Genomic DNA, 20633 nt, shown 5'->3' on the forward strand with positions numbered 1-20633 from the left:
TTGTTTATCGCCACTGATCTCCTCTAAGTTGCATAGCAGCGATAATGACATCCATTCTAGAGATCTGACCTATCAACTTTCCATTCTTAGTCACAGGAAAACGTCTGCGCCCACTTCTAAGAAATCGAGCAGCAGCATCAAAAATATCTGCTTCTTGATCTATTGTGGTAGGCTGTGGAGACATGTAATCGCTCACCTTCCTATTGCCTAATGGTAAGTTGTGGTAACGGCTTTCCCCTATGACGTGCATTAAATCTGTATCGCTTATAATGCCTACTAAATTGTCATTTGCATCTATTACAGGCCCACCAGTAATTCTTTGCTTGAGCAAGATTTCCATGACTTCTGTAATTCCTTGATCTGGAGAAAAAGTGATCAACTTGCGAGTCATGTAATCCTTTACTTGAAATAGTTGTGGGACATGACCAGTTGTAACTTCTCTTTTTCCCATAAAGTTCTTGATTCCCATGGCTTATTGATTTTAAATCCGCTATTAAGATACTAAATTTCTCACTATGTTTTATATTCAGCTTATTTCTAATAAAAACATTCCACAATATTTTTAAAACATTAAAATAAACATATGTAAATCAGGTCTTTACAGGATGGTTTTAAGCCGTCTTTCTAATTTCGTGCAAATAATATATCTTTACCATCAAGCTATTTTTATGAAATCTCTTTATACTATTTGTTACGTCAGTAAAACAGCGCCCGAGCTCAAAGAGCAAGATATAGAGGAGTTGTTCAACTACACATCTAAGGCAAATAACAAGAACGGAGTAAGCGGTATTCTTTTGCATTCCTTAGGTAATTTTTTTCAAGTTCTAGAAGGGGATGAAAAGCACCTACTGCCATTGTTTGAAAAGATTAAAGAAGACCCCAGACATGCAGAGATGTACGAAGTATATAACAAACGTACTACGCAGCCAGTCTTTGATAATTATAAGTCAACTTTTGATATTGTGAAAAATTCTGATGACTTAAAAACACTTATTACTTACCTCAACCTAGACAAATCTAACAGCACCAACCATAAATTAAAAAGACTTCTCAAACCTTTTGATATGTTAGGTGAATTTTAGATAGCAACTGCCATTTAGCATCAAAATGGCACACATTCTATAAGTTCCAACAGGCTCATCCCGTATAAGTTATAGCTCTATAGCTTTAAATATCAATGGGCAACTTTATATTTTTACACCTGGCCCTTAGTTCCTGTCTTTTCCAAGTCTCTATTTTAAAAGCCAGATGAGCTGGATAAGTGCTCTACTTTATTACATATTTCATAAATTCACCCCTTGATGCTTCACACTTTGCTCACCACTCAACAACACAGGCTATGAATTTGTCCTATTGGGAAATAAAGTCCTGGCTTACCGACGTAGATTTCACTGTCGTGGGTAGCGGTATCGTTGGTCTTAACTGTGCCTTGAAATTACGAGAACGCTTCCCAAAAGCCCGTATATTAATCTTGGAAAAAGGAGTTTTACCTCAAGGCGCCAGTACTAAAAATGCAGGTTTTGCCTGTTTTGGCAGTTTGAGCGAACTTATAGATGATTTACAACATCAGCGTCCAGAAGAGGTCCTACAACTGGTTAGGCAACGCATAACTGGACTGCAATTAATGCGCACCACATTGGGTGATAAAGCCATCGATTATCAAGAATTAGGCGGCTATGAGCTTTTTTTAGAGTCTGATGAAGAACTCTATGCCACTTGCAATCATCAAAGAGATGAAGTCAATAAGTTATTACATCCCGTATTTAATGCTCCTGTATTTTCGTTAAAAGAGAACAGTTTTCACTTTAACAACATCAAAGAGAGTTGCAGCTTTAATCCTTTTGAGGGGCAGATTGATACAGGTAAAATGATGACCGCTTTATTAGAACTGGTGTACAAAAAGAACATCAAAATTTTAAACAACATCAGTGTAGAAGATATCTCACAAAATGGAGCACAGGTACATATCAAAACCAATCACTTTGATTTTTCAACTTCAAAAGTCTTTATAGCGACTAATGGATTTGCCTCGCAACTTTTAAATGAAACCGTCAAACCCGCCAGGGCACAAGTGCTCATTACAAAACCTATCAAAGACTTGCCTATCAAAGGAACCTTCCATCTGGATAGAGGTTACTATTATTTTAGAAATATAGAAGACAGAATCCTATTAGGTGGCGGTAGAAATCTTGATTTTAAAGGGGAAGAAACTACAGATTTCCATCAAACAAAGCTCATTCAAAACAAACTAGAAGAACTTCTGAAAACCACTATTTTACCGCACACTACTTTTGAAATAGACCACCGCTGGTCGGGTATTATGGGTATAGGCACTACTAAAAAGCCTATTGTAAAACAGCTCAACGACCATGTGTTTTGCGGCGTTCGATTAGGTGGTATGGGCGTTGCTATAGGTAGTTTAATAGGTGAAGAGTTGGCCGATCTATTGGATTGATAAAAATGTCGCTTCACTTTAATTCTATACCATAAAAAAGTAGCAAGAAAACTACTCAGTAGAACACTAGCAGTTATAAAAACAGAGATTCCCTATCAAATAGGAGTCATAGAGTAAAAACATAAATATTAAAAATGACCAAGCTCACAATCAAGTATTAAAGACCTGAATCACAAAACAACCTAGGTGACCGACAGTATTTAGTAAGGATCACACTTTATAGCAAGTGGACCGGTTTATTATAACTCATAATCATACAGATGCTGGTGAAGGTCGAAGAGTCTATCACATATAGGATGCGGAGCGAGTTATTTAGTATTTAACTATTGACAATCATCAGCAAATAGAAAAGGATTGCCAACAGTTAAACACTACAGCAACATATTCATTATAAAGTAATTAAAATAAGATATTGTATTAGAGAACTCTAAAAAGGCTTTTCATAGGATACGGTGTTGGCAAATCGTATTTTTATTTCAGATTATAATTTTTCAATTCAGTTTTCAATTCCATTAGAGAATTCGGTTCAATGATTTGAGTGTTAATTATAAATTCAGTTTTTTGTGTAATCAGTTTTAAGTCTCCAGCAAATTCCTTTATAGACTTTATTTCGGCTAATTTTATTTTTTTTGGAAATAGACTGTTTTTTATTAATTCTCCGTTTTTTAGAGTCAGATATTGTTTTCTGTTTTCAAAATAATAAATTATAAACATAAAAATTCCAGCTCCAATTTGTCCAATTCCGATAGATGCGAGTGAAATTTCTTTCCATTCTGAGGTAATAAAAGATAGCAAAACGAGAATAATACCGATTGCTAAAAAGAATATTCCCATCCTTGAATTACTTCTTAATCTCTCTTTTGTATATCTGATTTTCGTCATTTCGTATATGTTTGCCAACAGTTGCGTATATGGCAAGTAGCGCTAAAAAAAGACACTAACTCTCGGATTATACACAAGCCGAATTTTTAAGTTTTACTATTTATCTTTTTACTTGGAAATTGTCAAATTTAAAAATTTGGCGGACTTGCAAATATGCCTAGACATCGATTAAACAATTAATTAGCTATGAGCTATATACGGTGTTAGGGGTAGTTATTCTTGCGCTTTCTTTAAATTGATTAACTCAATTAAATTGTTTAAAGAAGCTTTGATTTTTTCGGATTCACTCTTTTTTAACATCAATTCAGCTTTGTTTTCCATTCCGGTATAATTGGCGTTTGGATAAAGTTCGATTAATTCTGTAAAATAATTATTTATTCCCTCCGCTAGTTTGCCTTTTCCTTCTTCGGTAAACGCATCTTCATTATTAATCTCGTCTAAATAAATTAAATAATTTTTTATCAAAGTATTGACATTCGAGTTTACATTGTTCTTTACTCTTGATGAATTTGGGTCATCTGCATTTTCTTTAATTTGGTCATTACCTAATTTGAAATATTTTAATTGCAGACCTAAGCCAAATTGCCAAACCGCCAGCATTTCTTTATCATATAGATATTTGTCTTTTCTGTCAGTTGCAGTATAAATCTGGCTCATATCTTTCCACTCATTAAAAAAAGCGGTTGCAACCTCATTGCGATGATTTATTCCCAATTCTTGGTCTTCTAAAACTACTTTATAGTTTTGGTGGTCGGTTAGTTTTTCAACTATTCTTCTTTGTTCTGGATTGTCGAAAGTCGGTAATTTTTCATCATTTTCATATCCATATCTTAATTCGAGAACTGCTTTGTCGTAATCTTTAGTGTCCCAATATCTTTTATCAAGGGCGAATTTGGTTTCTTCTGTTTTGCAATTAGTTATTGTCAGGCACATGAATGCTATAAATGCGTACTTAATTATTTTCATCAATTATTATTTTTGAATTTTTAAATTTGGTCAAATTATTTAATAAACTATCAACTTCTTTTTCGTAATGTTTTTGTTCGCTCAAAACGTAACTATGAAAAGTGTTGTAATCATATTCTTTTTGGTATTCTCTTTCTTCCTTTCTTGTGTTGTCAATAATTCCTTCAATTTTATTTTCGTTAAAAGTATTAAGATTTGACAGTTTTTCTTTGGCTTTTCTGGTAAAAAGCTCTGTTATCTTTATGTGATACTTTTCGTGGCTCAATAGTTCTTTGCTATATGTTTGTTTGTTATAAACAAAAGAGCGAGATGGATGAAATAGGGATTGAATGGTCACCGTATTATCATCAATTTCACTTTCGATTGTAGTGTTTACATATGCAAATCGTTCGTTACCATATAATGACTTTTTAAAAAACTCCAAACCTCTGAAATTCTCAAACGTAATTTGGTCGTATTTATCGAAAGTCATTGGCTTTTCGTAATTAAGATAATTTGTATGGCTAATTATTCCAAAACCAATTAAACATGGGATTAAAACCATAAAACTATATTTTACAATTTTCATAAATTTTTTGAATGGCAATCGATTTCCTCGATTCCGTTCTTTTATTACAATCACCAATTGGTAAAATATTGGTGAGAAATAAAGCAATAAAATAATGATTGCTATTAAATGTTCATTCATTCACAGATGTTTTTCATAATTACCCCTAACTCGTTATAAGCACCCTAATGTAATACATATCCTACAATATGATCTGGATGCGATTAACTTTTCGCGATAGGAGCCTTTCCAATTTATTGTCACAAGGAAGAAAAACTTTTGATATTCGTTAAAGTATTCGGCACCTGTTTTGTTGATGATGGATTTGTGAACAGGTCATTGATTTAACAAATAAAATGCTATTCATTTAATTTAGGTTGCGGGTTTCCTCATTCCTTGACATATTGATCTAAATCAACATGAAAAACATGAGTAAGTAACCTTCTTCGTATTTCAATTCTAGAAATTGACATGGAAGGTTTCTTTTTCACAGTAAGCAGGAATTACCTTTAGGGCTGAAAATTCCAATTCACAACTTAAAAACGAAGTCAGATCAGGGTAGTGAAATTAATGTGCTATAAGTTTAAAGAGTTCCTTGGACAATTACGGGAGTGTTTTTAGCCTTTGCAACAGAGGCAAATAAGAAAATAACGTATAGAGTTCCTTATGGTTTCTATATGATGATACCACTTAAAGTGTGTATATAATAAGTCATTACTTCATGCCCCTCATTACACCCCTTAAAAAATAAAAACCTTATAATCATATGACTATAAAGGTTAAAGCAGAGACGAAGGGATGAACTACCTTGATCCCAAAAGAGAATCTTGAACAAGCATAGGAATCTAAGTCCTGCTGAAAAAGCAGGATTAAATTCACTTTTGCAGAGAGGAAGGGATGAACTACCTTGATCCCAAAAGAGAATCTTGAACAAGCATATGAATCTAAGTCCTGCTGAAAAAGCAGGATTAAATTTTTTCAAAAAAAAAGAGCTGTCAAGCTAGGCTTGTTGCTCTTTTTTTTTGAAAAAATCTAAAACCACCAAAAAGTGGTTTTAGATTCACTTTTGCAGAGAGGAAGGGATTCGAACCCTCGAAACGTTGCCGTTTACACGCTTTCCAGGCGTGCGCCTTCGACCACTCGGCCACCTCTCTAGTTGTTCTCCGTTAGAGTTTGCAATAATACGGCAATATACTTATTTAAGCCTATTTTTTATCTGAAAGTCTATCCGGTTATTTCTCCTCTTAACGAGGTCTCAAAGTAGGTTTTAAAACTTGATGGACTATCGGTGTGTTCCAACAAGTACATCATTTTTGCCAGTGCCGCTTCGGTGGTAATGTCATTACCAGACACCAGCCCTATTTTCTGCAGCTGTATACTGGTTTCATATTTTCCCATGGCCACGGCACCGCCTATACACTGCGTCACATTCACCATTCTGATACCGTTTTCTAAAGCCTCTTTTAAGATGTTTACAAACCATTTTTGAGTGGGTGCGTTACCACTTCCATAAGTTTCTAAAACAATACCCTTCAAAGATTTAATCTGGCATATGGCACGTACTACTTCCTCGGTAATTCCTGGGAAAAGTTTTAAAACAACCACCTGATCCACAAGCTTAGGTCGGTACCTCATACGGTTAGCGTCTGTAACAGGACTTTTTCCTTGTTCCGCTTTCGCGAAAGCGGGATCCTCCACTTGCCATTTCCACAACAAACTCTTATCTATATTTAAATGCACCCCACTAATAGCTAATGGAGGATAGTTAGGCGAGCTAAAGGCTTCAAAACGTTCGGCATTCATCTTTGCCGTTCGGTTAGCCCGATACAATTGGTATTCAAAATAAATACAAACTTCCTTAATGATAGGCCCTTCCTGATCTTGCTCTACCGCAAGTTGCAGACTAGTGATCAGATTCTCCTTAGCATCAGTACGCAAATCACCTATAGGCAATTGGGAACCTGTAAGTATAATGGGCTTGGTAAGGTTCTCAAACATAAAGCTGAGCGTGCTTCCTGTATAAGACATGGTATCACTACCGTGAAGAACCACAAAGCCGTGGTAATCATCGTAATTCTTATGGATGACATCACCTAGTTTGCGCCACTCTTCTAAATTCATGTCTGAAGAATCTATAGGATCGTCAAAGGAAAAAGTATCTATCTCACAATCCAGCTGTTTTATTTCTGGAATATGCACCAGCAACTTTGAAAAGTCAAAAGCTCTTAAAGCTTTGGTCTCCGGATCTTTCATCATACCAATGGTTCCACCAGTATAGATCAATAGTATCTTAGGCTTCATTAGTGACTGCCAGTTTTTCTTTGTTCAACACGGGTCGTGCATACATGTTCAAGAAGCTTTCTACCGCTTTACGGTCTTCTACATTAACACGTAAACGCAATCTGCGTTCAAACTGCTGCATATCGTGGTCTGAATAATGTGCTTTGTATTTAGAACTGTTTGTCAGTAAATCATGAGCTACATAATTAGTAGGCCAAAGCTTATAATTGGTTTGTATTTCTCTATCCAGGTGCTGTACAATGCGTTGCAACACTTGATTGGTACTTTGTTCTTCTAGAGTTTTTATATGAAAAGGCTTTGCCGCGTGGATATGAATGTGCTTTTTCTGACCTAAGGCTCCTTTTAAAATACTATTGAAATCTTCATTTTCAGATTTGATGTATTCTTCGTCAGCTTCTTTGGCAAGTAGTTCTGGTACTTTTAAAATATCAGTAGGGTCGTACTCGTAAGAGATTGATACCGGCACAATACGCAAATTGTTCAAATAACTCTCTATACCTTCTTTACCCGCCGCTAGAGCGATCATTTTAAGCACACCTTGCTCCGTGATATCGTTACCATCTTTAGTACGACCTTGACGTTGCGCTACCCATACACTTCTATTGTCTTCTTGAATTAAGGACTTGATGTACTCGCTGAGCTTCTTGCTACTCATTAAAATCTCCCTAGGACTTACTCCTCTTTTGACTATAAAATTACGAGTGAGACGACTGAGTGCGTTTACAAAAGGACGCTGTACCAAGTTATCTCCTATAGCACTTGCTGTTCTTATCAGGCCTTTATTAAAAAGGGTGAGGTTGATCAAGGAAGTGTCTAGAACAATGTCCCGATGGTTGGAAATATAGAGGTAACTCTTTTTAGGATCTAACTGATCAAAACCTGAAGTAGTAAGCCCAGCACTGGATTCTGCTAGCACGGTCTCTACCGTTCTACAAATCACATCCCGCTGAAAATCATTGATGGACTTACAAGAGAGTATAATCTTTTTTGCCTCTTCGTAGTCCATGTCTTTAAACGTGTACTGGAAAAGTGATTTTATCATGGGGTGACGCACTGCGCTCTGAAGCGCTATTTGTACTTCAGCGTCATTAAAAAACCGTATGTCGTCGTATCTATTCAAATCTTTTTGGGTATAAAAACAAATGTAATGATCTCCTTTTTATATTCCGAAGACTTGGCGCGAATTTAAAGTTGTGATTTCGGCAATTTCTTTTAAGTCTTTGTTATAAATGCTGGCTAATTTCTCGGCTACCTGAATCAAATAGGCGCTTTCATTGCGCTTACCTCGGTAAGGGACTGGCGCAAGATAAGGAGCATCTGTTTCTAATACAATTTCAGAAAGCGAGATTTGATCTAGAAACTGATCTATTTTACCGTTCTTAAAAGTAACCACACCACCTATTCCTAATTTCATTTTTAAGTCTATCGCGCGTTGTGCTTGTTCTAAGTTGCCAGTAAAACAATGAAATATGCCATGAAGTGCGGTCCCTTGATAATCGTCTAGTACCTCAAACACTTCGTCAAATGCTTCCCTACAGTGAATCGCGATAGGCAACTTCTTATCTATAGACCACTGTATTTGAGTGTGAAAAGCCTCTTGTTGTTGCGATTTAAAACTCTTGTCCCAATACAGATCCATCCCTATTTCGCCTACTGCTACATAAGGCTCCTTTTGTAGCATTTCTGCCGCGTGAGCGAGCTCTTCTTTGTAATTTTCCTTTACATGTGTAGGGTGTAAACCACACATTAAATGAACTTGCGCAGGATATTTCTTTTTAAGACTCAGCATCGCATCAGTATAGCTCGCGTCTATGGCTGGTACAAAAAAACGTTCTACTCCAGCGTCAAGAGCTCGTTGTATCATCGCCTCTTGGTCCTCATCAAAAGCCTCGCTGTATAAATGCGTGTGTGTATCTGTCAAAATCATAAGGCAAAAATAAGGATTGAAACAGGCATGCTTTCCCTTTTTTAAAAGAAGTTTGTGATGCACTTGTTATGCTTTCTTTTTTAAAAGAAGTTCATGCCGCACTTGTTGAGCTACAAAAGCAGAATTATATTTACCTCTTAAAACTATTTCATGGCATCGCTTAAAAAATTACTTCTCTCCCAGGGCTATATAGCGCACCATATCAGAGTGGCTTCAAAAAGCGGTCATATAGTTGCCAAAGCATCCATAAACGGTCATCCGGGAAGGTTTATTATAGATACAGGTGCCAGTGCCACTTGCGTGAACCAAGCCATGTATAAAGAATTCCAACTAGAAACAGAATTTATGGACCGACAAATAGGTACGGCTAGTGGTTCTCTACGACCACGTATTTCTCATCACAATACCTTAGAATTGAGCGATTGGTCAGATGAAGATGTAACCTTGTTAAGTATGGATATGAGCTTTATCAATACAGCACTCAAAACAGAAGGAATGCGTTCTATCCAAGGATTATTAGGGGCCGACTTCTTGATCGCTGCAAAAGCAATTATAGATTATAAAGGCAAAAAGATGTATTTAAAGCCGTAAAAAAAAGCCTTGATAGTGACATCAAGGCTTTTTTTTAAAAAATAGAGGTTATCATCAATAGGAAACACTAAATGTTCCATTGGTGATATCAAAATTATTTGGAGGGCCGGTCACAAAATCAAATGTTCCGGAAACCGTATTTGCAGCAGTATCTGCTGTTAAAATTTCTAAAGTACCCGTTACAGAAATGGCACTAGCACCACCGCTAGTCGTATAAGTAGCAGTGTAATCACCACTAGAAGCAAACGCATAGGAACCAGGGGTTATGGTGCCTGGGAAACTTAATGTTATCGCCGCTGAGCTGTTGGCACCATTTACTAAGATGGTTCCAGAAGAATCCACACCCGCTACTGTTTGAGGATTAAGGGCAACACCGTCTACATTAGCATTAAAGCTGTCCGTAGAAGATCCACCTCCACCTGTTCCTAATGCTCCACCAAAGGGCACTTGAAAAATAACACCTTTTCTCATATAAAGAGAGTCGGCATTATTTGCTAAGTAACTCACAAAACTAAAAGTTCCAGTAACACCACTTTGAGTGTTTACTGAGGTAAGTCGTAATTCTCCATTTCCATTTCCTAAATTAGAAGAAAAAGGAGCTGAACCATTAAAGGTATAAATAGCCTCACTTTGGGAACCTGCGCCAAACCTATATAAGCCTACGCCATCACCATCCAAGTTAAACTCTAGTGTTTCTAGTGGGTTTTGTCCTACTACAGAAAGTGTTCCATCTGCATTTACAGTAGCGCTCATTTGCTCAGACTTAAAAAACTCTCCATTACGTACCGCTTGAATCGCAGGTGTGTTATCATCTTCTAAATTTTCAGAACAAGATCCAAAAGAGATGACAGCAAGGGCAATCAACAAGTATTTACTAATCAGTTTCATAGAATAAATTATGTGTTGCAACAAATGTAAATAAAATATAAACATATGCTGTATATTATTAAATAAATGATATTTTTGCAATCTCAAATTAATAATCAGGGTCGGGCACCCATAAACTTTAATAGTTATGCCAGTAAAAATTAGATTACAAAGACACGGTAAAAAAGGAAAACCATTTTATTGGATCGTTGCAGCAGATGCGCGTTCAAAAAGAGATGGTAAATATCTTGAAAAATTAGGTACTTATAACCCTAACACTAACCCAGCAACAGTGAATCTCGATGTAGATGGAACTGTAACTTGGTTAGAAAATGGTGCACAACCTACAGACACAGCGCGTAACTTATTAAGTTACAAAGGTGTGATGATGAAGAAACACCTTAAAGGTGGTGTGCTTAAAGGCGCATTTACTGAAGAACAAGCTGAAGAGAAATTCAATGCATGGTTATCTGAAAAAGAAGGTAAGATCTCCGGTAAGGCATCAGGTCTTCAAGCAGATGCTGACGCAATGGCTGCAAAAGCTCTAGAAGCTGAAAAAGCAGTAAATGAAGCTCGTATCGCAGCAAATACTCCAGAAGTAGTTGAAGAACCAGCTGCTGAGAGTGCTGATGCAACAGAAGAAGAAGAGTAAAAAACAAAGTCATGCGTAAAGAAAAATGTTTTTACGTAGGTACTGTTGTTAATAAATTTAGCTTTAAAGGGGAGTTACTAGTTAAACTAGACACAGACGAACCAGAGCTTTTTACAGAAATGGAATCAGTTTTTATCGAGATCGGTAAAAATTTGGTTCCATTTTTTATTGAATCTAGTCAGTTGCACAAATCACTTCTTCTTAGAATAAAAATAGAAGATATAGATGATGAAGCTGCAGCAGACGCAATGATGAAAAGAGACCTTTATCTACCTCTTTCCTTTCTTCCTAAACTAGAAGGGAATAAATTTTACTTCCATGAAGTCATCAATTATAAGATCATAGATACCAATCATGGCGAGATAGGTACCATTACAGGTATCAACGACATGACGACTCAAGCCCTTTTTATAGTAGATCATAACGGAGATGAAATGCTGATTCCGATCAATGATCATTTTATTAATCAAGTAGACCGGGAACAGAAGACCGTTACAGTTACCACACCAGACGGATTGATAGACCTATATCTTTCTTAAACTTTATGAATTACTTTTTATCATGAGCCTATTCAAATTCAAAGAATTTACCGTAGCTCAAGATCGATGTGCTCAAAAAATAGGTACTGACGGTGTTTTATTAGGCGCCTGGGCAACCACTCATCAAGAACCTAGAACCATCCTTGATATAGGAAGTGGCACCGGAGTTATTTCTTTAATGCTCGCACAAAGATTTGCCAACTCCAATATAGAAGCACTAGAAATAGATGTAGATGCCTACGAGCAAGCAACAGAGAACTTTGAAAACAGTCCGTGGGGTGATCGCTTATTTTGTTTTCATGCGACATTCCAAGAGTTTTATGAAGAAGTAGAAGAACGTTACGATCTCATTGTGAGCAACCCACCCTTTTATGATGCCGTCAGTGTCAAGAATACTGGACAGATAGAGGACAAACGCCAGCAGGCAAGATTTGATGACGCCTTACCTTTTGAAGAACTGGTATATGGGGTTTATCAATTACTGGAAAAGGATGGAACTTTTGCCTGCATTATTCCTAAAGATCGAGAAAAACATTTTTTAGAAATAACTTCTCATTTTCAGTTAGAACCAGTGCACACGACATATGTTAAAGGCACTGAAGACAGTAAAGTAAAAAGATGTTTGATGGAATTTCGCTTTCGCGAAAGCGTGCAAAACAAGCCTGCCATTGCTACAATAGAAACTCTGGTCATTGAAAAATCAAGACACGATTATACTGAAGATTACATAGGTCTTACAAAAGACTTTTACTTAAAAATGTAACTTTTACGCAATCAAATAAAGCTTTGTAGATCGACTTTATTGAGGCACCTACAAAAACGACTCGCAATCGATTGAAAGATTAAAAATAATTAGGCCTGATTCCTTAAGAATCAATTATTTTTACGACCAAATTACTCTAATAACAAAACCTTTAAATTTTATATTTATAGTTTTGTATTTAACATTTAAAGAATGAAACCAGATTTATTTGAAGCACCAGATTATTATAACCTGGACGACCTTTTAACCGAAGAACATAAAATGATACGCGATGCTGCCCGTGCATGGGTAAAGCGTGACGTATCCCCTATTATAGAGCAGGCAGCGCAAGACGCAAAATTCCCTAAGAGCATTATTCCAGGCTTGGCTTCTATCGGAGCTTTTGGACCGTATATTCCTGAGGAATACGGCGGTGCTGGACTGGATCAAATTTCTTACGGATTGATCATGCAAGAGATCGAGCGCGGTGATAGTGGTGTAAGATCCACAGCTTCTGTGCAATCTTCTCTAGTGATGTATCCTATTTGGAAATACGGTAGTGAAGAACAACGTCAAAAATTTCTTCCTAAACTTGCTAGCGGTGAGTTCATGGGATCTTTTGGCCTTACAGAGCCCGATCACGGTTCTAACCCTAGCGGGATGACCACTAATTATAAAGATGCTGGTGACGGAGAGCATGTCATTCTTAATGGCGCAAAACTTTGGATTTCTAACAGCCCTTTTTGTGATGTTGCTGTCGTATGGGCAAAAAATGAAGAGGGACGCATACATGGAATTATTGTTGAACGTGGTATGGAAGGGTTTACAACTCCAGAAACACACAACAAATGGTCTTTAAGAGCTAGTGCAACTGGGGAGTTGATCTTTCAAGATGTCAAAGTACCTAAAAGCAATATTTTACCTAACAAATCTGGATTAGGAGCACCATTAGGATGTTTGGATTCGGCTCGTTTTGGAATAGCTTGGGGAGCCATAGGAGCCGCAATGGATTGTTATGATACGGCCTTGAGATATGCTAAGCAACGCATACAGTTTGGTAAGCCTATTGCTGCTTTCCAATTGCAACAAAAGAAACTTGCCGAAATGATTACCGAAATCACCAAAGCACAATTACTCGCTTTGCGTTTAGGACAGCTTAAAAATGAAGATCGTGCCACCTCAGCTCAGATCTCTATGGCAAAACGTAACAATGTAGATATGGCCATTAAAATTGCTCGTGAAGCGCGACAAATTTTAGGTGGTATGGGAATTACTGGAGAATACAGCATCATGCGTCACATGATGAACTTAGAAAGTGTCATCACTTATGAAGGTACTCATGACATACACCTGCTCATCACTGGACTAGACATTACTGGTGAGAATGCCTTTAAGTAGACCTTAACTTATACATATCCCTATCAAATCCTTTTAAGCAATTAAAAGGATTTTTTTTTAGAGCTCAACTCTTAGGGAAATAGCTAGTACCTTCTGTTTTATTTTATTCTATTACTGCTACAAATAGCCAGTCGATAAAGTATTTAAATTTTCACCCTTTTTAACTCTAAATTGATAAAAATCACTAATGAAGTTAATCCTTTATTAATTCTATCTTTTTAAAATGAAAGGTACTGCTCCTGTGTTTATTTTTGTAACCTAACAAGCAGTTATGAAAGAGAATACCATATCCAGTCAAATCAGTGAGGTGCGTAAACGATTATTGCATCATGAACTCTACTCTCAAATAAAAACTGATGAAGATCTAAGAATATTTATGTCTTCTCATGTCTATGCAGTATGGGACTTTATGTCCCTATTAAAAGCCTTACAGAATTCACTAACCTGCACTTCTACTCCGTGGGTCCCTAAAGGAAATCCTGATCTGAGATACCTCATTAACGAGATAGTCCTCGCTGAAGAAACAGATAGAGATCAACATGGCAACAGAATGAGCCATTATGAAATGTACCTTAATGCGATGAATGCTGCAGGAGTTGCTACAGACAAGGCTCAAAGTGATATTACAAAATTATCTCAGTCCGATCAAATCCTTGAAAAGATTGAGAGCTCAACATTAGCTTCACATATCAAACAGTTCCTGACATCCACCTTTAGCATCATCAACAGAGGAAAAGATCACGAGATTGCAGCCGCTTTTACTTACGGTAGAGAAGACTTGATTCCTGAAATGTTTACAGAGATCCTTAGCGGGTTAGCAACAACACAAATAGCAACTGATCTGGAACCGATCACCTATTATTTTGACAGACATATTGAATTAGATGGCGATGAGCACGGACCTATGGCACATAAAATGGTGGCCATGCTCTGCGGAGACGACCCTATAAAATGGCAAGAAGCAGCTGAAGTTTCTAAAGAAGCCCTAGAATCTAGAATTACATTATTTGACGGCATATTAGAACAGATCCATTCGTCAACATTAGAATTGGTTTAAACCCAAACAAAAAAGCCGATTCTTAAGAATCGGCTTTTTTTATGTGCATCAATAAAACTATTACAGCTATATATTATCTTCTTCTAAGGTTTTCCCAGAAATATCTGTCACAGTTTCTATTTGTGGAGCGTATTTTTTGATCGTGAGTTCCACACCAGATTTAAGAGTCATTTGATTGACATGACACCCCACACAGCTGCCTAGCAAACGGACTTCTACAAACTTATCTTGATCTATAGAAACCAATTCTATATCTCCTTTATCTCTTTGTAAAAAAGGTCTGATCTCCTGTAATCCAGCTTCTACTGCGGCTGCCAACTCTTCTCCTGTCATCATTATTTTTTATTTACTGCACTACAACCTGCCATAGTTGTAATTTTAATTGCTTGTGTAGGTGGCAAGGCATCATTTCTACGAACCGTTTCTGAAACTACTTTTTTAGTGATTTCAATAAATGCTTTTTCAATGTCTGTGCCCTCCTGCATTGCTGCTGGTCGCCCTGCATCCCCTGCTTCTCTTATGGATTGTATCAATGGCAATTCACCTAAAAAAGGAATGTCTAAATCTTCAGCGAGATTTCTTGCTCCGTCTTTACCAAAAATATGATATTTATTTTCTGGTAATTCTGGCGGTGAGAAATAAGCCATGTTCTCAATAATTCCTAAAACAGGAACATTGATACTTTCTTGTTGGAACATCGCAACTCCCTTGCGTGCATCAGCTAGTGCAACCGTTTGAGGTGTAGAAACTACTACCGCACCTGTTAAGGGTAAGGACTGCATAATACTCAAGTGAATATCCCCTGTTCCTGGTGGCAAGTCAACAACTAAAAAATCAAGGTTTCCCCAAGCCGCATCAAAAATCATTTGATTCAATGCTTTTGAGGCCATTGGTCCACGCCATACGACTGCCTGATCTGGTTGTGTAAAGAAACCTATAGAAAGTACTTTTACTCCATAACTTTCGACCGGCTTCATTTTTGATTTACCATCGACATTTACAGAAAGTGGCTTTTCATTTACAATGTCAAACATAATAGTGGCACTAGGACCGTAAATATCTGCATCCAGAAGACCCACTTTAAAGCCCATTTTTGCAAGAGTTACGGCAATATTTGCTGTAACCGTAGATTTACCTACCCCACCTTTACCAGATGCTATTGCAATAATATTATCAATACCTGGAATGGCTTTTCCTTTGATCTCTGGTTTCTTATCGGCCGTTTCTGGCGCTTCTACTTTAAGGTTTACCTTGATCTGTGCTTTTTCATAGACTTCTCTATGAATCGCCTGTAGGATAGAAACCTCTGTTTTTTTCTTTGCTTGCAGACTGTGATTATTGATCGTTACATCAACTACTACCTCATCTCCAAAAACAAGTACATTTTTAATTGCACCGCTTTCTACCATGTTTTTTCCTTCCCCTGGAACCGAAATGGTTTCCAAAGCTTTAAAAACGTCTTTCTTTTCTATTTTCATTTTGAATTTTAGAGTATTATTCTGTTCATCATTTCAAGTATACCTTATAATTCGATGCTATCTCCGGCAGTTCCATATCCAAGTACAACCGCGCTCTTCAGCAAGCAGGTTGCTTTTCTATTTCATTCGGACTTGATATCATTGCAATTATTTCAAGCCTATTTTAAATAATAAATAGTCCCACAAAGGTACTACTCAGAGTTCGTAATTAAAAATCATTCTAAATAAAAGGAATAGATAATCATTATACCGCTTTAGTCCCGTATCGATTGCGGCATCAACTGCTATTTTAAAATAAAAAAGTGAACTGGGTGCTATCTCCAATAATTTAAGTATTACTCCCGTATTTGATGTATTCTATGTGAAGCGGCCTGTTCTCGCCTCCTAATTTAAAATCTACAGTATCTCCTGCTTTTGCCCCTATGATCGCTCGGGCGATAGGCGTGGTAAAAGCTATTTTTCCCTGAGCTACATTTGCTTCATCTACTCCTGTAATGGTCAGCACCTGATATGTCGTTAAGTTTAAATTTTTAACTTTCACCGTGGCGCCAAAACGTATTTCATCTTGCGGTTGCTCTTCTAAAAGAATGGGACGAGCTGAATTTATTCGCTCTTTGAGTAATTTTATCTTTCCAAGAACTAAAGTTTGCTCGCGTCTTCTTTCCTTCTCATCTTCTACCGCAATTCCTGCAAAATCATTTTCTAAGGCATCTAGTTCTTCTCTTAATTGGTTCATGCCACTTGGCGTGACATAATTGATCACATGGTCAGGCAACACCGCCCTCTGGGGGATGACTACTGGTTCTTCTTGATCTCCTTCTCTTACAAAGCCTCTACTCATCTACCTTATATTTCTTCAACATTTCTAAAGTCGTATACTCTAGCGCTTTGTCATCTGTAGAAGCTAGTGCCACCATAGGAGCTACACCAGCTTTTTCAGCTTCTAACCATCTTAAAATGCACAAGCACCATTTATCTCCCGGCTTTAAACCAGGAAACTGGTAAGCAGGAATAGCACGAGTAAGGTCGTTCCCTTTTGACTTAGTATACTCTAGAAATTCCTCTGTCATGACTGCACAAACAACATGAGTCCCTTGATCTTCATTTGCCGTACGACAAAAACCATCCCTCCAGTAACCCGTCATGGGGTCATTGCAGCAAGATTCTAATGCAGTGCCGAGCACGTTTAAAGCGGTAGATTTTTCAGTAGTTTGTGACATAGTATAAATCGGGATTGAAAATATAAGCAGGAATAAATAGTTCGACATTATTCTGTTTTTAGTTGAGTCTCTATTAATGGTCAGAAATGACAGCTATACGTCTTAAAACGAACCGCTACTTCTGTAAAGGATATCTGGCGTTAGTGGCTACCTATTAATTAAACCGTTTATTAATCCAGCTTGCTATAAGCTGCAAGGTCTCTGGATCAAAGGTTTCTTCTATCTGATCGTATTCTACACCACTTCCAGTTGTTGCATTTTGAAATAAATGGTTGAGCCCTGGTAGTGTTTTTAAGGTGACGTCTTTGTTTCCCGCTTTCGCGAAAGCGGATTTCATACCAGATAAGTTGATTTCAGGAATCACTTGATAATCTAAAGAGCCGTTGATTGCCAAAACCGGGCAGCTTACTTTTTCCAAATTAATAGCAGGATCATATGTTAAAAAGAAACGCATCCAGTTGCCGGAAAATTGCTTGCTTACCTCTGTTATATATTGTTCTGAATATTTAGACTGTAACGCATCAGGCGCTTTAGTTGCTGCAGCAGTCATCATTATTTTAAGTTCTTGTTGAAGCGCTTGGTTTGTAGCGTTTTTAGACGCTAAAACCTTTTGGAATAATTGATCCATTAAGTTCATTTCAAAATTCAGCTCCTTTTCTGGTGCGCCTTGAAGCGCTGCTCCTTTTCTCATTTGTGGTAAGAGTACTTGATCCCCTCGCAAACCTGTTCCTGCAAGTGAAACAAAGAAGGCCACGTCTTTTTTATTGTTTGCAATCACTATAGGTGCGATCAAACCACCTTCACTATGCCCTATAAGTCCTATTTGTTTTTTATTGATATCCTTACGAGTCTTGAGATAGTTCACCGCCGCTTCTACGTCGGTAGCAAAATCGGCACTAGTAGCATCTTTCTGTATTCCTTCAGATGCTGCTACACCACGGTCATCGTATCTCAACACGGCTATTCCGTTTCTAGTTAAGTAATCTGCAAGTACTAAAAAGGGTTTGTGGCCTAATAACTCCTCATTTCTATCTTGAGGGCCAGAGCCAGAAATCAGAATCGCCACCGGCGGATTCTTAGCTTCTGAAGGCAATGTTAATGTACCTGCTAATTTGATGTTGTTTGCTTTTGGATTGGTAAATAAGACTTCTTCTACCTTATAAGGGAAAGGGGCTTTAGGCTCTTGAGGCCTGTTGGGTTTTACTTCTACGTAGTCTTTCTTCTCTAAATTCATCTCTGCAGAAAAACCTCCTTGAGCAAAAGTACCCATGATTTTCCCTCCTTTAAGTTCGCCTTCATATTTAATTTTATAGGCATTGAGCACTAGGGTGATTTTACTTCCTTCTATAGTTGCGGCATCCATAGGTAGGAAAGTTTTAGATTGTGAAGGGCTTTGCATTTTTGCCGTATACACATCATCTGTATTTGAAATTTCAAATACGAGTGGCATTCCTTGAATTCCTCCGGTCCAAGAACCTTCAAATTCTTGTGCATTTGATCCTAAGGAATTTAGTAGAACAATGATCCAAAAAGTGATGTTGCGTGTTATTTTCATGAGTACAGTTGTTAGGTATATTCCAAACTAGATCCTAAAGATACTTAGATTAAGGAATCTATCAAAAACAAACCTGTAGAATGAATACGAAGCTATGAGGCTTTTTCAATCTGAGCTTTCAATTCATGAAGAGGTTGCACGCCAGCGCCTTTCCAGACTTGTTTACCGTTTTTAAAAATCAGGAACGCAGGCACGCCTCTGATAGAGAATTTTGTAGCGAGAGCTTTGTTTTTGTCCACGTCAATTTTAAGAATACGCACCTGATCTCCTAAGTCCTCTTTTAGTTGTTCTAGAACAGGCATCATGGTTTGACAAGGACCGCACCAAGTGGCAAAAAAGTCTATTAATACGGGAGTATCGCTATTCGTAAGTTCTTTAAAGCTGGACATAATGTTTGTTTATTTTACAAGTAAATCTCAATAAGCTGTGTAGAAGTGGCCTGGAACAACACCTTGTCTATTCCCGCTGGCAATAAAAGACATTCTCCTTGATTGATCGCGTAAGACTCGTTTTCATAAAGCAAAAAAGCACTTCCTTTTACGCACATATATATGATAAACGAATTGATTTGAGATAGGTCCCGTTCTTGCTCTCCTTTTATCTTTAAAAAATTGGTTTTAAAATAAGGAGAATTGATCAACTCATTAGCTTGGTTCTTTTTTCTTGTGTATTCGGTATGGTATTTATCTTGAAGTTCAAAGTCAATGGCCTCCAACGCCATTTCAGTATGAAGCTCTCTAGTTTTTCCTGTTTTTGCATCTTTGCGGTCGTAGTCATAAATGCGGTAAGTAACATCAGAAGATTGCTGGATCTCAGCAAGCACGACTCCAGCACCTATCGCATGAACTCTTCCTGTAGGAATGTAAAAAGCGTCTCCTGCTTTTACTGGAAATTCATTTAAAACTTCGGTAATAGTATTGTTTTCAAGATATTCTTGATAAGAATGTTGATCCAGTTGTTTCTTAAAACCTACGGTGATCACAGCATCTTCATAAGATGGCATGATATACCACATCTCATTTTTACCAAAGGAATTGTGTCGTTCTCTAGCAAGTTCATCACTGGGGTGTACTTGAATAGAAAGTGGTTTTTTTGCGTCTATAAATTTGATGAGTAAGGGGAATTCCCCACCGTACTGATGGAAAACTTCTTCTCCTAGAAAATCAGCTTTAAATAACTCTATAAGCTCATTGATTGTTTTTCCTTTGTACAATCCTTGATTTACTAGAGTTTCACTTCCAGGCACTGCGCTTATTTCCCAAGACTCTCCTATGGATTCTTGATCGTAATTTTTATTAAAATCTGTTTTGAGCTTTTCTCCACCCCAAATACGATAGTGAAAAACAGGCTCGAATTTCAAAGGATACACTTTCATTAATGACTTCGTAACTGAATGAGCCCGCAATTTAAGATAACCGCACCAAAATAGCTAGTGTACACCTTCAAATTAAACTTT

At 37.3% G+C, this 20633-nt stretch carries 23 protein-coding genes and 1 tRNA gene; 8 read left to right on the forward strand and 16 right to left on the reverse strand.

Translation table 11 applies throughout. The features are described from left to right. Positions 1-4 precede the first annotated feature (4 nt). The gene (locus CW736_RS02635) at positions 5-469 is read right to left on the reverse strand and encodes a CBS domain-containing protein (protein WP_101012433.1); all 465 of its coding nucleotides are present in this window, start codon (positions 467-469) and stop codon (positions 5-7) included. A 199-nt stretch (positions 470-668) separates the two neighbouring features. Between CW736_RS02635 and CW736_RS02640 the strand changes: the two genes are divergently transcribed. Together CW736_RS02640 and CW736_RS02645 are read left to right on the forward strand one after the other, a co-directional pair. Beyond that, positions 669-1082 (forward strand): BLUF domain-containing protein, encoded by a 414-nt coding sequence (locus CW736_RS02640; protein ID WP_101015003.1) that lies wholly within the window; start codon positions 669-671, stop codon positions 1080-1082. A gap of 257 nt (positions 1083-1339) precedes the next feature. Beyond that, the gene (locus CW736_RS02645; protein WP_101012434.1) at positions 1340-2455 is read left to right on the forward strand and encodes an NAD(P)/FAD-dependent oxidoreductase; all 1116 of its coding nucleotides are present in this window, start codon (positions 1340-1342) and stop codon (positions 2453-2455) included. Between the two features lie 471 nt (positions 2456-2926). Here CW736_RS02645 and CW736_RS02650 read toward each other — a convergent pair whose 3' ends face one another. The 7 genes from CW736_RS02650 to CW736_RS02680 all read right to left on the reverse strand — a co-directional run bounded on the left by CW736_RS02650 (position 2927) and on the right by CW736_RS02680 (position 9078). Further along, positions 2927-3337 carry a hypothetical protein gene (locus CW736_RS02650; protein ID WP_232735401.1) on the reverse strand — a complete coding sequence of 137 codons (411 nt, stop codon included), beginning with the start codon at positions 3335-3337 and terminating at the stop codon, positions 2927-2929. A gap of 213 nt (positions 3338-3550) precedes the next feature. Next, positions 3551-4303, reverse strand: a complete 753-nt coding sequence (locus tag CW736_RS02655) for a hypothetical protein (RefSeq protein ID WP_101012435.1) — start codon at positions 4301-4303, stop codon at positions 3551-3553. Then, complete coding sequence (locus CW736_RS02660) at positions 4290-4991, reverse strand: hypothetical protein (protein WP_101012436.1); 702 nt, start codon at positions 4989-4991, stop codon at positions 4290-4292. Before CW736_RS02660 ends, CW736_RS02655 begins: the two co-directional genes overlap by 14 nt. 928 nt (positions 4992-5919) lie before the next feature. After that, positions 5920-6004, reverse strand: a tRNA-Ser gene (locus CW736_RS02665). 70 nt (positions 6005-6074) lie between these two features. After that, positions 6075-7151: an asparaginase gene (locus CW736_RS02670; protein ID WP_101012437.1), complete on the reverse strand. Its 1077-nt coding sequence runs from the start codon at positions 7149-7151 to the stop codon at positions 6075-6077. Further along, positions 7141-8271 carry a 1-acyl-sn-glycerol-3-phosphate acyltransferase gene (locus CW736_RS02675; protein ID WP_101012438.1) on the reverse strand — a complete coding sequence of 377 codons (1131 nt, stop codon included), beginning with the start codon at positions 8269-8271 and terminating at the stop codon, positions 7141-7143. The genes CW736_RS02670 and CW736_RS02675 overlap by 11 nt, the downstream gene beginning before the upstream one ends. A gap of 39 nt (positions 8272-8310) precedes the next feature. Further along, the gene (locus CW736_RS02680; RefSeq protein ID WP_101012439.1) at positions 8311-9078 is read right to left on the reverse strand and encodes a TatD family hydrolase; all 768 of its coding nucleotides are present in this window, start codon (positions 9076-9078) and stop codon (positions 8311-8313) included. Between the two features lie 150 nt (positions 9079-9228). Here CW736_RS02680 and CW736_RS02685 point away from each other — a divergent pair, with 150 nt between their 5' ends. Next, the gene (locus tag CW736_RS02685; protein ID WP_101012440.1) at positions 9229-9669 is read left to right on the forward strand and encodes a TIGR02281 family clan AA aspartic protease; all 441 of its coding nucleotides are present in this window, start codon (positions 9229-9231) and stop codon (positions 9667-9669) included. 54 nt (positions 9670-9723) lie between these two features. Here CW736_RS02685 and CW736_RS02690 read toward each other — a convergent pair whose 3' ends face one another. Continuing rightward, on the reverse strand, positions 9724-10557 hold the full coding sequence (locus CW736_RS02690) for a DUF6252 family protein (protein ID WP_101012441.1): 834 nt from the start codon (positions 10555-10557) through the stop codon (positions 9724-9726). A 127-nt stretch (positions 10558-10684) separates the two neighbouring features. Between CW736_RS02690 and CW736_RS02695 the strand changes: the two genes are divergently transcribed. The 5 genes from CW736_RS02695 (at position 10685) to CW736_RS02715 (ending at position 14924) form a co-directional block, all read left to right on the forward strand. Then, positions 10685-11188, forward strand: coding sequence for a 30S ribosomal protein S16 (locus CW736_RS02695; protein ID WP_101012442.1), 504 nt, complete (start codon positions 10685-10687; stop codon positions 11186-11188). Positions 11189-11199: 11 nt separating this feature from the next. Continuing rightward, positions 11200-11727: a ribosome maturation factor RimM gene (rimM, locus tag CW736_RS02700; protein ID WP_101012443.1), complete on the forward strand. Its 528-nt coding sequence runs from the start codon at positions 11200-11202 to the stop codon at positions 11725-11727. 22 nt (positions 11728-11749) lie between these two features. Then, the gene (locus CW736_RS02705) at positions 11750-12490 is read left to right on the forward strand and encodes a tRNA1(Val) (adenine(37)-N6)-methyltransferase (RefSeq protein WP_101012444.1); all 741 of its coding nucleotides are present in this window, start codon (positions 11750-11752) and stop codon (positions 12488-12490) included. A gap of 192 nt (positions 12491-12682) precedes the next feature. Then, a complete protein-coding gene (locus CW736_RS02710; protein WP_101012445.1) occupies positions 12683-13867 on the forward strand; it encodes an acyl-CoA dehydrogenase family protein in 1185 nt (394 codons plus the stop codon). A 271-nt stretch (positions 13868-14138) separates the two neighbouring features. Next, a complete protein-coding gene (locus CW736_RS02715; protein ID WP_101012446.1) occupies positions 14139-14924 on the forward strand; it encodes a DUF3050 domain-containing protein in 786 nt (261 codons plus the stop codon). A 66-nt stretch (positions 14925-14990) separates the two neighbouring features. Here CW736_RS02715 and CW736_RS02720 read toward each other — a convergent pair whose 3' ends face one another. From CW736_RS02720 to CW736_RS02750, 7 genes are all read right to left on the reverse strand, one after another. After that, positions 14991-15257, reverse strand: coding sequence for a NifU family protein (locus CW736_RS02720; protein WP_101015005.1), 267 nt, complete (start codon positions 15255-15257; stop codon positions 14991-14993). Between the two features lie 2 nt (positions 15258-15259). Further along, positions 15260-16402 carry an Mrp/NBP35 family ATP-binding protein gene (locus CW736_RS02725; protein WP_101012447.1) on the reverse strand — a complete coding sequence of 381 codons (1143 nt, stop codon included), beginning with the start codon at positions 16400-16402 and terminating at the stop codon, positions 15260-15262. A gap of 328 nt (positions 16403-16730) precedes the next feature. Then, the gene (locus CW736_RS02730) at positions 16731-17243 is read right to left on the reverse strand and encodes a GreA/GreB family elongation factor (RefSeq protein ID WP_101012448.1); all 513 of its coding nucleotides are present in this window, start codon (positions 17241-17243) and stop codon (positions 16731-16733) included. Beyond that, positions 17236-17622 (reverse strand): DUF2237 family protein, encoded by a 387-nt coding sequence (locus CW736_RS02735; RefSeq protein ID WP_101012449.1) that lies wholly within the window; start codon positions 17620-17622, stop codon positions 17236-17238. The genes CW736_RS02730 and CW736_RS02735 overlap by 8 nt, the downstream gene beginning before the upstream one ends. Positions 17623-17776: 154 nt before the next feature. Continuing rightward, positions 17777-19177, reverse strand: coding sequence for an alpha/beta hydrolase family protein (locus CW736_RS02740; protein WP_101012450.1), 1401 nt, complete (start codon positions 19175-19177; stop codon positions 17777-17779). A 92-nt stretch (positions 19178-19269) separates the two neighbouring features. Continuing rightward, complete coding sequence (gene trxA / locus CW736_RS02745; protein WP_101012451.1) at positions 19270-19566, reverse strand: thioredoxin; 297 nt, start codon at positions 19564-19566, stop codon at positions 19270-19272. A gap of 14 nt (positions 19567-19580) precedes the next feature. Next, a complete protein-coding gene (locus tag CW736_RS02750) occupies positions 19581-20552 on the reverse strand; it encodes a type I phosphomannose isomerase catalytic subunit (protein ID WP_101012452.1) in 972 nt (323 codons plus the stop codon). Positions 20553-20633: the final 81 nt, after the last annotated feature.

This window comes from Nonlabens sp. MB-3u-79, assembly GCF_002831625.1.
GTDB lineage: Bacteria > Bacteroidota > Bacteroidia > Flavobacteriales > Flavobacteriaceae > Nonlabens.

What these genes read in the sequence shown, in the direction of transcription:
- CW736_RS02735 (WP_101012449.1), bottom strand. Translation starts at nt 17,622, where the DNA reads ATGTCACAAACTACTGAAAAATCTACCGCTTTAAACGTGCTCGGCACT.
- CW736_RS02660 (WP_101012436.1), bottom strand. Translation starts at nt 4,991, where the DNA reads ATGAATGAACATTTAATAGCAATCATTATTTTATTGCTTTATTTCTCA.
- CW736_RS02715 (WP_101012446.1), top strand. Translation starts at nt 14,139, where the DNA reads ATGAAAGAGAATACCATATCCAGTCAAATCAGTGAGGTGCGTAAACGA.
- CW736_RS02655 (WP_101012435.1), bottom strand. Translation starts at nt 4,303, where the DNA reads ATGAAAATAATTAAGTACGCATTTATAGCATTCATGTGCCTGACAATA.
- CW736_RS02695 (WP_101012442.1), top strand. Translation starts at nt 10,685, where the DNA reads ATGCCAGTAAAAATTAGATTACAAAGACACGGTAAAAAAGGAAAACCA.
- CW736_RS02645 (WP_101012434.1), top strand. Translation starts at nt 1,340, where the DNA reads ATGAATTTGTCCTATTGGGAAATAAAGTCCTGGCTTACCGACGTAGAT.
- CW736_RS02705 (WP_101012444.1), top strand. Translation starts at nt 11,750, where the DNA reads ATGAGCCTATTCAAATTCAAAGAATTTACCGTAGCTCAAGATCGATGT.
- CW736_RS02740 (WP_101012450.1), bottom strand. Translation starts at nt 19,177, where the DNA reads ATGAAAATAACACGCAACATCACTTTTTGGATCATTGTTCTACTAAAT.
- CW736_RS02685 (WP_101012440.1), top strand. Translation starts at nt 9,229, where the DNA reads ATGGCATCGCTTAAAAAATTACTTCTCTCCCAGGGCTATATAGCGCAC.
- CW736_RS02680 (WP_101012439.1), bottom strand. Translation starts at nt 9,078, where the DNA reads ATGATTTTGACAGATACACACACGCATTTATACAGCGAGGCTTTTGAT.
- trxA (WP_101012451.1), bottom strand. Translation starts at nt 19,566, where the DNA reads ATGTCCAGCTTTAAAGAACTTACGAATAGCGATACTCCCGTATTAATA.
- CW736_RS02670 (WP_101012437.1), bottom strand. Translation starts at nt 7,151, where the DNA reads ATGAAGCCTAAGATACTATTGATCTATACTGGTGGAACCATTGGTATG.
- CW736_RS02650 (WP_232735401.1), bottom strand. Translation starts at nt 3,337, where the DNA reads ATGACGAAAATCAGATATACAAAAGAGAGATTAAGAAGTAATTCAAGG.
- CW736_RS02710 (WP_101012445.1), top strand. Translation starts at nt 12,683, where the DNA reads ATGAAACCAGATTTATTTGAAGCACCAGATTATTATAACCTGGACGAC.
- CW736_RS02725 (WP_101012447.1), bottom strand. Translation starts at nt 16,402, where the DNA reads ATGAAAATAGAAAAGAAAGACGTTTTTAAAGCTTTGGAAACCATTTCG.
- CW736_RS02720 (WP_101015005.1), bottom strand. Translation starts at nt 15,257, where the DNA reads ATGACAGGAGAAGAGTTGGCAGCCGCAGTAGAAGCTGGATTACAGGAG.
- rimM (WP_101012443.1), top strand. Translation starts at nt 11,200, where the DNA reads ATGCGTAAAGAAAAATGTTTTTACGTAGGTACTGTTGTTAATAAATTT.
- CW736_RS02750 (WP_101012452.1), bottom strand. Translation starts at nt 20,552, where the DNA reads ATGAAAGTGTATCCTTTGAAATTCGAGCCTGTTTTTCACTATCGTATT.
- CW736_RS02730 (WP_101012448.1), bottom strand. Translation starts at nt 17,243, where the DNA reads ATGAGTAGAGGCTTTGTAAGAGAAGGAGATCAAGAAGAACCAGTAGTC.
- CW736_RS02635 (WP_101012433.1), bottom strand. Translation starts at nt 469, where the DNA reads ATGGGAATCAAGAACTTTATGGGAAAAAGAGAAGTTACAACTGGTCAT.
- CW736_RS02690 (WP_101012441.1), bottom strand. Translation starts at nt 10,557, where the DNA reads ATGAAACTGATTAGTAAATACTTGTTGATTGCCCTTGCTGTCATCTCT.
- CW736_RS02640 (WP_101015003.1), top strand. Translation starts at nt 669, where the DNA reads ATGAAATCTCTTTATACTATTTGTTACGTCAGTAAAACAGCGCCCGAG.